8 protein-coding genes are annotated in these 10,899 nt (G+C 32.0%); all 8 read right to left on the bottom strand.

Annotated elements, in window-relative coordinates:
• Positions 1–6 precede the first annotated feature (6 nt).
• From ACUN3A_RS16240 to ACUN3A_RS16205, 8 genes are read right to left on the bottom strand one after another with little or no spacing between them, the layout of a single operon-like run.
• The gene (locus ACUN3A_RS16240; protein ID WP_445552332.1) at positions 7–1,305 is read right to left on the bottom strand and encodes an AMP-binding protein; all 1,299 of its coding nucleotides are present in this window, start codon (positions 1,303–1,305) and stop codon (positions 7–9) included.
• Positions 1,305–2,966, bottom strand: a complete 1,662-nt coding sequence (locus tag ACUN3A_RS16235) for a C45 family autoproteolytic acyltransferase/hydolase (protein ID WP_445552331.1) — start codon at positions 2,964–2,966, stop codon at positions 1,305–1,307. Before ACUN3A_RS16235 ends, ACUN3A_RS16240 begins: the two co-directional genes overlap by 1 nt.
• A gap of 29 nt (positions 2,967–2,995) precedes the next feature.
• A complete protein-coding gene (locus ACUN3A_RS16230; RefSeq protein ID WP_445552330.1) occupies positions 2,996–4,510 on the bottom strand; it encodes a phytoene desaturase family protein in 1,515 nt (504 codons plus the stop codon).
• A complete protein-coding gene (locus ACUN3A_RS16225; RefSeq protein WP_445552329.1) occupies positions 4,507–8,193 on the bottom strand; it encodes an MMPL family transporter in 3,687 nt (1,228 codons plus the stop codon). Before ACUN3A_RS16225 ends, ACUN3A_RS16230 begins: the two co-directional genes overlap by 4 nt.
• A gap of 4 nt (positions 8,194–8,197) precedes the next feature.
• Positions 8,198–9,379 (bottom strand): DUF2062 domain-containing protein, encoded by a 1,182-nt coding sequence (locus tag ACUN3A_RS16220; RefSeq protein WP_445552328.1) that lies wholly within the window; start codon positions 9,377–9,379, stop codon positions 8,198–8,200.
• 16 nt (positions 9,380–9,395) lie between these two features.
• A complete protein-coding gene (locus tag ACUN3A_RS16215) occupies positions 9,396–9,881 on the bottom strand; it encodes a hypothetical protein (RefSeq protein WP_445552327.1) in 486 nt (161 codons plus the stop codon).
• A 30-nt stretch (positions 9,882–9,911) separates the two neighbouring features.
• Positions 9,912–10,283, bottom strand: coding sequence for a 3-hydroxyacyl-ACP dehydratase (locus ACUN3A_RS16210; protein ID WP_445552326.1), 372 nt, complete (start codon positions 10,281–10,283; stop codon positions 9,912–9,914).
• Between the two features lie 4 nt (positions 10,284–10,287).
• Complete coding sequence (locus ACUN3A_RS16205) at positions 10,288–10,899, bottom strand: outer membrane beta-barrel protein (RefSeq protein WP_445552325.1); 612 nt, start codon at positions 10,897–10,899, stop codon at positions 10,288–10,290.

Below are 10,899 nucleotides of genomic sequence, written 5' to 3'. Positions count from 1 at the left end.
TAGATGCTAAATCAGCGTTTTTCTATTATCAAAAAAACGAATTGGCTTTCTACTGTTTGGATTAAAAATTAATGGAGCTAAAACTTCATTTGTAGTGAATTCTATTTTAGGAGTCACTCTTAATTTAGATCTAAAATGATCTTTTAATTCTTGCAGAAAAACGGGAGTAGGATTCTGAACTGCAATTTTTATCAAAATCTCATCTGTACCCAAATCATTCGATGATATTTCAATAATATAGTTATCAATGTTGCCAAAATTATTCAGGACGTCATTCATTGCTGGTGGATACAAAGTAGTTCCTTTGTATTTAATCATGTGCTGTTTTCTTCCAATTACAGGGCCTACACGTAATGTATTGCGCCCGCAGGAACAGGGATCTGAATGTAATTGTACAATATCACCCGTTTTAAAACGGATTAAAGGCATAGCTTCTATTCCCAAAGTGGTAAACGTTAATTCCCCTGGTTCACCATTGGAAACTGGCTTATTATTTTCATCCAATACTTCCACAATAATCAATTCTGGATGATGATGTCCTCCTACTCCATGACTGCATTCGGTAAAAGCAGTACTCATTTCGGTCGAAGCATAAGTAGAAAACAACTTGATTTTCCACTTATCCGTGATCTTTTTACACAAAGTATTACTGGTAAAATCCTGATTTCTAATAGGTTCTCCAATACAAATTGCACCTTTTACACTTGAACTATTAATATCAATATTATGCTGTTCTGCATATTCGATCATTTTTAGCAAAAAAGAAGGAACGGTAATTAAATAAGTAGGCTTGTATTTTAAAATAGAATCCCATTGCAACTCTGGAAGTCCAGCGCCAACACGGATCACTCCTACTTTCATTTTTCGAAGTCCCAAAAAATAGGCCAAACCTGCCATAAAACGACGATCTATTGTTGTCATTAATTGCACCAAATCACCTTCTTTTATTCCAGCGCAATCAAATGAAATGGCTTCATTATAAGCCAAACGCTCTAAATCGTCATCTGTTAACCCAAAAGTGACCGGATCTCCCAAAGTACCTGATGTAGTAGCATAATCTATAATTTTATTCCTCGGCACACATAAAAAATCATCATTATACTGCTGTAAATCTTCTTTTGTAGTGACAGGCAATACCTCTATATCTTCGAGTGTTTTTATGGCGGTAATATCAATATTATTTTTAGCAAATAAAGAAGTATAAAAAGGCGAGTTAGTATCTACATAACTCAGCAATTCCAATAATTTCTCTTCCTGAAACGATTTTATTTCTGCTGTCGTGGCTGTTTCTATCTTTGGAATCATTATTGTTTACTTTTTATTTTTTTTAAATAATTGCTAATCTTTTCTTTTTCAGGAAGTGTACTAACCTCTTTGGTCAATGCTGTTTCAAATTGCTGTTGAGCCAAATCGTATTTTTTATTTTGATAAAAGTACAACCCTGCTTTATAATAAACAACCCAATAATCAGGATTTAAAGATTGATAATAACCAATATAATCTATCGAAGGCAAATTGGTTTTATTGGATAAAACTGCATCCATCTTTTTGTCTTCAATACGAAATAATTTATAGTTTTGATAAGCAGGCGATTTCAAAAAAGGGTCGGCTGCAATACTTTTACTTTCTACTTCTAAAGAGACAAAGTCATTGTTCTGTTTTTTAGTTTTAAAAACTTCATTCAGATCATAACAAACAAATTCACCTAATTGAAAAGAACTTGCTGAAACCCAAACCAATCTTTGATCGGGTTTAAAAACAACTCCATGATGCGCCAATAATTGATTAATTGCTTTTTCATTACCATAACCCAAAGGTTTACCATCGATTCCTTCTTTATTTCTAAGAATATCGACAGCAATTTGGGGAGTTATTTTTTTACTCTGACCAAGAAGCTGCTCCATTCGTTCAAAACGATATTCAGAATGACTATTTTTTATTTGATTTAAATTTCTACTATTATTTTTTAAATCATCACTTTGAAAATGATTAGAACAAATTAATTCATTTCCATTTGTAGCCTCAAAAACAGCAGTTTTATTAGGTGAAATTTCAATTATAACTGCTTTCTTATCATTTGCACTTCCAACCATAATAGATTCGGAAACAAACACTTTTTTTCTTTTAGCGATTGCAATAGCTTCGTCTATGTTTTTTGCATATTGCAAAATTTCGCGAGTTACGATAGAGATTGGAGTTTTGGCAATTAATGGAATTTTAGATTTACTGGCATTAATAGTTACAGTCAAACCTTCAACATTCATACCAGAGCATACCCCTATCATTCCTGGCCAAGTGACCATCATAAACGGATGACCTTCTTTTGGATTAATAAAGGCTATTATTTTATCTTTTGCAAAAGCATCACCTGCGTAAAAATCAAAATTTCGACCTAAAATTAAACTCCCATCCTCAGATTTATCGCCCCAAACTGCAAAAGAAGTACAGCCAACCATTGCCAAATCTTGCACAGCATGACCTATGTCATGGGCACCGTGCAGATATAAATCCCTCGTAAAACTAGAAGCTATATAATCAAAATCACTTGTGGTGTATTTAGAAAGTCCGTAAATCTCGGCTTGAAACTCATTATCGACATTCAGATACAGCTCCCGATTGTACCATTTTAAAAAACTCCATAAAACTTGCTTTTTAAAATTGGAAGGAATCAAATCATCTACCTTATCAAAAAGAGCATGTTCTTGTTTTTTTAATAGCGAATCTGTTAAACTGCCAATTGCTAATCCTCTTTCCAAAGGATCGCCTTCTACATAGAGTTCCCAAAAGTGGTGTTTGTTTTTAATGCAAAAATTAGTACCGGAATAAAATGAGGTATCAGAAAGCTTTTTTACGAGCGGAATAGTATTATTATAATTAACCAATGTAGGCTGATGACGCAACGATTTTGAAGTACCACAAGAGGCAAGAAATAGCACAAGAAAAATAAAGACTATTTGTTTTTTCATTTGTCGTTACTAGCTATTTAAATTGGCTTTCATTGATACTCGTTAATTTTGTTGACCAAATATTCTTTCCCTAAAATTTCTGAACAAGTAGCAACACCTCCAATAGTAACCCCTAAAACACCGTGCATATTTATACTTTGCCCCGTTAAATAAAGGTTATCCAATTTGGTTTTAGAAGGAATAAAATTTTTCATAGGATTTCCTGCGTCTTTTACATAACCGTACATATTTCCATTATAGCCTCCAATGTAATCTCTATAAGACAAAGGCGTTGAAGTATGAACGGAACGAATACAATCTTTTATTCCTGGAAATTTTAGTTCAATTATTTCTAAAAAACGATTGGTTTTTCTGGTTTTAAAAGACAGATAACTTTCCCCTCTGTCATTTTCATCGGCTACCGTGTTGAAGGTCTCTATCCAAGGACTTACATCAGAAAATTTCATATACGTGAGAAACGTCATTCCTTCAGCCCAGCCATCCTCTTTTTTAGAAGCATTCACAGAAGCCATATACGATTTTGGCCAAGTCTCTTCGGTATAATCCTGAGAATTCCATACATCGCTACTAGTATTAAAATGATAATGATTTCTATTCAAATACTTGAAAGTACGCGGCTTAAAAACAATATGCAAACTAAAGGCCGAAACGGTTCCTTCTAAACTAGAAATTCTGTTAACAAAAGCTTTTCTAAAATGCTCCTCACCTACCAATTTTAAGGTCGTTTTTGGATCTATATTTGAAATAAAATAGTTTCCCGACACAGTTGTTCCGTCTTTCATTTTTGCAGCAGTAACGGCATTATTTTCAGTAACTAATTGAACTACTTCTTTGTATTTAAAGACAGCACCTCCATGTTTTTTAAGTTCTTTTAAAAGTAACTTTGTAATTTGGCTTCCTCCATTTATACAACGCCACGCACTTTGTATATAAGTATTTACAGCTAATGAATGTACATAAAATGGAGATTTAGCACCATCGCCTGCGTATAAAAAATTACTGCCTGCCAAAACCGCTTGAAGTATTTTATTATCCGTAAGTCCTTCTATCAACTCTTTGGCATTTATGGATAAAATATCGGTATCATAAACTCCTTCGCTTTTTAAATTATAAAGCGGGAACGAATCACAAGTCGCAATAATAGCCTCGCAATATTTAGTAATGGCTTCTTTTTCTTGGGGGAAAAATATCAACAATTGATTGACAAAATTATCATAGCCCTGAGCGTGTGGAAACTCTTTATCCACATCGCCAAAAGAAATTATATCATGTCCGTCTTCATCTAATTTTTTAAGTTTCAGACCGTTCATGATTCCAAGGTACTTGAAATATCGATTCAAATTTTGACCTTCGCCTAACCCTCCGATATAATGAATTCCTGTATCAAAAATTGTTTTGTCTCGAACAAACGTTTGCAAATTTCCACCATACTGATTATTTTTTTCCAATACGCAGACACTATAACCTTCTTTGGCTAAAATAATAGACGAAACCAATCCGCCTAATCCACTTCCGATTATAATGACATCATAATGCTTTTTCATCGTGCCGTTTTCTTAGCAATAATCAGATTGTTTGTTTCATACTCAATTTCAAATCCAAATGCTATTATTTCACTTCTAATTTCACTACATTTTACTGTGATTATAGTCGAAGCTGAATTACAAACCGATTCCAAATCGATCGTAACACTTTCATCAGAAATTAAAACAACATCGTATTTTTTGACAGAAATTAAATCATCTGAATTCAAATAATGAATTTTTCTCGTTTTTAGTAAATAATTACTTTGAGCAATGGCTCTGTTTTCTTCTAAAAGGACTGAATCAATTTTCCTTAGCGATTCCTGCAAAGCCAGTAAAACATCTAATTGACCATAATCATTTCCAAAATGTAATATTCTGGCATTAGAATCGATTCTTTTATTTAAATCAAAATAAAGATCGAGATGTTGTTCCAAATCACTTTGAACAACTTGCAACACATGACTTTCTTTGTACGCAAAACTATTAATTAATTTGTCTTTAAAATAATTAGCATCTTCTGAATCTAAACGAATATTTTTATACTGCTGTTTAAAGTAACTACTTATTTTCTTTGTCCTTTCGGCTACTTCAATTCCAAAATCTGCATTGTTATAAGCAATTCGGTCTAAAATTGTTAGTGAAGTAGGACCTCCTTGTATAATAAAATCTCCTTTGGGCATCACCTCCGAAAACCCATGAATTACTACTGGAATTATATCCAATTGAAATTCTTCTGCCAAATAAAAAGCGCCTTTATGAAAACGTTTAATTCCATTATCCGCAGATCGCGACCCTTCTGGAAAAACCATAATAGAGAAACCTTCCTGCACTTTCGAACGCAAATGCTCAATACCATTATTCATTCCGCTCGATACAGGATAAAATCCGGCCAAACGAACTCCTTTTCCAAAAACTGGTGATTGATAGACCCAATCACTAACCAAAAAGATGATTTTAGGACTCAGCATTCCAATTGCTAAAATATCAAGAAACGAACTATGATTAGCGATGATGATAGCTGGCTTATCAAAAGTTTCTTGTGATTTATTGTTTATTTTCCGTTTAATGGTAGTACTTACTACTAAAACCGAATGCATAAATTTTGACATCACAAAATGAAAGCCTTTTAGTTTTGACAGTCTTGAAAATGGCAAGATTTTGATTAAAATTGATCCCACTAATGACACTATAATACATCCGATTCCAAAATAAGTGAATGAAAAAATCGAAAGCACTAATCGCGTAATTTTATACGGTTCTTTTCCTTTTTTTACTCTATTGGTAACAAAAAAATGAAAAACTAAAGGTTGCAAAATAAACGTAATCATCAATGCCGAAAATATTCCGATAATAGCAATAAATGATATTGATTTTAGAGCAGGATGTTTTGCAAAAATAAGCACTCCGATACCCAAAATAGTAGTAGCTACCGAAAGTATGATAGACGTTTTATAACTTGATAATTCTACTTTTCCGTATGTAAATTCCTTTTGCAGTGCCGAAGTCATGAAAATGCTATAATCGACCCCAATTCCGAAAATCAACGTGCAAACTATGATGTTAACCACATTAAATTGCAGACCAAACAATCCCATCAATCCCGTTGTAAAAATCCAGCTGATAAGTACTGGAATAATACTGATAATAGCCAATTCAATTTTTCGAAAAGCAAGCAACAACACAAAAAACACAGCTATAAATGAATAATTTACAAGGTCTTCAAAATTTGTTTTTAATGTTCCTAAAAAAGTCTCGTTTGTTTGTTGCCTGTCAATTACAACTAAATTGGGCTGCTTTTTAATTTGATTCACAAATAAATCTCTTTTGCTTGTCGGTACTTTTACTAAGGTTGAAATAGTAAAAAAACCTTTCTTCTGAGCTATAAATTCATCCAGAAAGAAAGATTTCACTCGAAAATATTCTGCGATAGGTATTGGTTTGAAATTTTTATTCAACAACTCATAAAATCCTGAAAAAGCATCAGCTTTAAAACCATATTCATTTCCTTCACTAATTAAGGCCTTAGTAACAGTTTGTTTCTTTTGGGAGTCCCAAAAAGTATTCCATTCCTTAATTTTTTGTTGTTGCACAGCTGCAGAAAAAACAATTCCGCCAACAGAACTAAAATTTAAAATTTCTTTGTTTGATTTATCCTTTTCTAATGTTTGAAAAAGCGCATTATTATTAGCAACAACTTCCTCATAACTTTTACCATAAGTAGCCAAATAAATAGATTTGGAATCATTGTTATTAGAAAGTTGCTCCAACTGTTTTTCGGCCAACTTCAATTTTGGGGTCATGAAATTCAAAGCCGAAAGATCATTATTAAAAGTAACTTTAGAATAGGTAAAAAGAGAAACTATAATCAATACAAGGACTGAACCTATCAGAAATTTATTTTTATGATACGAATAAGCACCTAGTTTATCAATTACATTTGGCTTTTGAACAGTGTTTTTGGTATTAAATTTATATAAAATCGGAATTAATACTAATGAAAAAACGGTTGTAGAAACCACGCATAAAGCAGCAAAAAGGCCTAAATCCTGTAAAGCTTCAGATTTAATAAAAAACAAACATAAAAATGTAATTGAAGTGGTGATTCCACAAAGCAATAAAGGCCTTGTAATATCTTTGTAAAGTAATTTTACGCTTTTATTATTTCGTAAATGCGTTAAAACATAAATCGAATAATCTGTAGTTTCTCCCAACAAAATAGAGCTTATTCCCAAAGAAATTGCTGATATAGTTCCTTTAAAAATGTACAAAACCGCCAAAGCAAATAGAGCTCCAAGCAAAGAAGGAATAAAAATTAGTATTGGAGTTGTAATACTTCTATAAAAAAAGGCAAGTATTAAAATTAATGTAACACCTGCAAAAATAGAAGTATTTTGAACATCCGCTTTTATTTGGGTAGCATTAGCGACAGCGACAGGAGTTGCTCCAAAGTAAGTCATCTCCACTTTCTTGCTGAATTTATTATTCAGTGTCGTCTTTATTTTTTCTAAATTGGTAATGAAAAGCGTATTCTTATCCGTTTCGTTAGTAGCTAATTTTGGTGTTATAAAAAGCAATAAGTTCTTTTTATCTTTAGTTACAATAAATCCACTTTCGATTGCGAACTCATCCCCTACACTTAACTGCTCCATTTTTTTTAAAGCAATAAACGAAATTCCCAATGGGTCTTTGAGAATAAAATCTTTTGAAACCAATCCAGCTGGTGAAATGATTGATTTATAATCGGCTGCAACATTGTTCGCTATACTGTCTTTTTGTAATTTACTTTGAATATGTTCATAATCTTTTTGATCTAAAAAAAGAGGTAAATTATCATAGACAAAATCAAAGGTTTCCTGAATATTTTCTTCTTCAATCTTCCCCTGCACTTTACCGACAAAAGGTTTACAGCTGGAATCCAAACTATCCAAAAAATCATTGGCATATGCTGTTAAATCCTCTGTTGAAGCTGTTTCTTTACGAGAAATGATAATAGTAATTTTATCAGCAAAATTAACCTGATCTAATACTTTTGAAGTTATTCCAGATTTATCATTAGATGGAATCAATTGATTTATATTTTCTTGAAAAGAAATCCTAAAAGCAAAGAATCCCAAAATCAAAATCATAGCAATTGCTATACCTAACGAAAGGAATTTTCTAGTTGTTATGAAAGAATATAAATCGAATAAAAACTTTTGCATCAAGCTATTTTTTATGTTTTAAATTATTTACTAAATATAACAGTAAATAACTTGTAAGGCCAAATAGAACAGCAGTAAAAGTCGCCAAAATGAAACTTCCCACAACATATTGTGCAATATTTTTTTGAATATCTTCAAATGTCATGTCCATATTCAAAATTAATGATTGGTCACTTTTAATAAAATAACTGCCAATGTTTAGCGAACCGTAAATAATAAATGGAATTAAAGGCGGAAAACTAATATTAGAAAAGGCAAAAGCAATAACTTTATTTAGCTTTAGCAAAACTGCCAATGCCAACACCAAAATAGTCTGAAATCCCCAAAAAGGGCAAATTCCAATAAAAACGCCCAATGCCACAGAAAAAGATTTTCGTACATTCGAATCATTACTTTCCAGAAAATTTTCTAGAAAAAACCGTTTAACTCCTTTTTTTTTTAGCTTCCGAAAAAAATCTCTCGGCTTAATGTAGAGTAAAGTAATAATCACCAAAACAGTATTAAGAATGCTAATTCTAGTAAAATCCTGAAAGGGTCTAAAGTGAGAAACACGCTCTTTTGGGTCATATAAAACCTGAATCGGAATATTTTTTACGGGGATTCCTTTCCAAGCAGAACGAACGATAACTTCGATTTCAAATTCAAATTTATTGGTAAAATAATGAACAGGCATTTTCGATAAAGGATACAATCTAAAACCAGATTGCGTGTCCTCTAGCCTATTTCCTGTTTCGAACCAAAACCAAAAATTTGAAAATTTATTTCCGAAACTACTTTTTTTAGGAACATTTTCCTGAACCATATTGCGGCTTCCAATCAAAAGCGCTTCTGGATCAGCCTCCAAACCATTTAGAAAATTCGGAATATCGGATGCAAAATGTTGTCCGTCAGAATCAATTGTAATAGCGTAATTATAATTTAATTCTAATGCTTTCTTAAAACCATTACGAAGGCCTAATCCTTTTCCAGAATTTTTAGGATGATGAATTTGAATCAAGCTTGAATAATCCTTCAGAATTTCAACAGTACTATCTGTCGAACCATCATTCACAATAATAACATTCGAAGTATATAACAAAACCGAATCGATAACTCGCTTTAAAGTCTTATGATTATTATAGGTGGGTATAATAACACAAACCTTATATTGATTCATACGCGCTGTTTCTGAAAAACTAGTACTCATTTTTTCAATTCTTAAACTATTCAACTAAATGCTTTTCAGTCGCTGTAAAACTTTTAGATTGTGCCATAAAATCACCAATATAGGATTTCAAAGCTCCTGTTTGTTCTTTATAATGATCTAACAAAAACTTTTTGTCTTCTTTAATATTCCCTCTGTAATGTACAATTTTAGGAACATTTTCCTGAATACTCAACCGAATCATTCGCATCTCAATTGCATTAGGCTCCTTGGCTATTGCATATTCAAGCAAAGCAGCTCCTTCTTTGAACTTTTTGGACTTATCTGACACCTTTTTTTCTAGTTTAGAAAGTATTATAATTGAAGCACCTTTGTAGGCAACCAAAACTTTATTAGCATCCTCTTTGCCGACTTCTGCTAATTTTGCAGCAAATTCTTTTGCATTGCTTTCTGAACTGTTAGCAGTACCATATAATTTTCTGATTTCACTAACCGAAGGATTACTGAAGAAAAATAAAAATAAGTATAGCAATGGAATTTTCATAAGTTCTTTATATTATTTGCAATCTTTAAATTAGATTTTTCTGTAAACACAGCTTAATTTCAAAGCAACAGTTTCACCAAAATAGCTGACATTTTTAATCTTAACCAAATTATCCTCAGTTGTAGTCACATCCAATTCTAAAAACAATTCTGGATTTACAAAAGGATTAATCAAAGCCATAAACTTTACATTACTCAAAGATTCCATAAACAAGGAACAAGCTGTAATTTGTTCCGTTAGTTCCTTTATAATTTGCATCATACAAACGCCAGGCATAATAGGATTTCCGGGGAAATGTCCCTGAAAAACTTCATGTTTCTCGTTAATTGTAATTTGCGCTTTATATTTAGAATCAGCAGTGTTTTCTAGCGTATTTATTGTATAAAAATCTTTTAGTAGCATAACTTTATTTTACATCAAACGTATACGTTCCTCCAACGGAAAAAACGACATTAGTATGGCTCTTATCATTAAAATCAATTACAGGAACGATTCCTTTTTTTACTCTTAATTCAACTCCAAAATTACGAGTTAAATTAATACCTGTACCCAATACAAATCCTAAATCAACATCGTTATCTGTATTAAAATTATTATTCACAACAAACTCAAGTGTTGGTCCAAAATGAATATTAAATCGATCTGCAAATGTAAATTTATTCATCAGTTGCAAAGACAAATAATCAACTTTGAAGTTTCTGTTAATCGTTGCTGATCTATAATCTGAACCTTGAGCCGAATAATTAATTTCAGGTTGTAAAGTATATACTTTAGTCAATTTTAAAGCACCATAAAAACCAACATAAAAACTTGTTATTGAAGAGTAATGATTATTATATGCTAAAGAATTCGAAGAATCATAAGGATCATTATAGTAATCGTCTTTGGTAAAATGAGCAAAATTGGCACCACCCCTAAGTCCTGGTCTAAAACTCACCTGAGCTTGTGAATTCAATATTCCAAAAAAAACAAAAAATAAAACTAGCAGTCCTTTATTCATTTGATTTCTATCGTTCAT

It is taken from the genome of Flavobacterium sp. WC2509 (assembly GCF_052683105.1).
The sequence above is the reverse complement of the archived record's forward strand: the minus strand, read 5'-3'. Positions and strand labels throughout refer to the sequence as shown.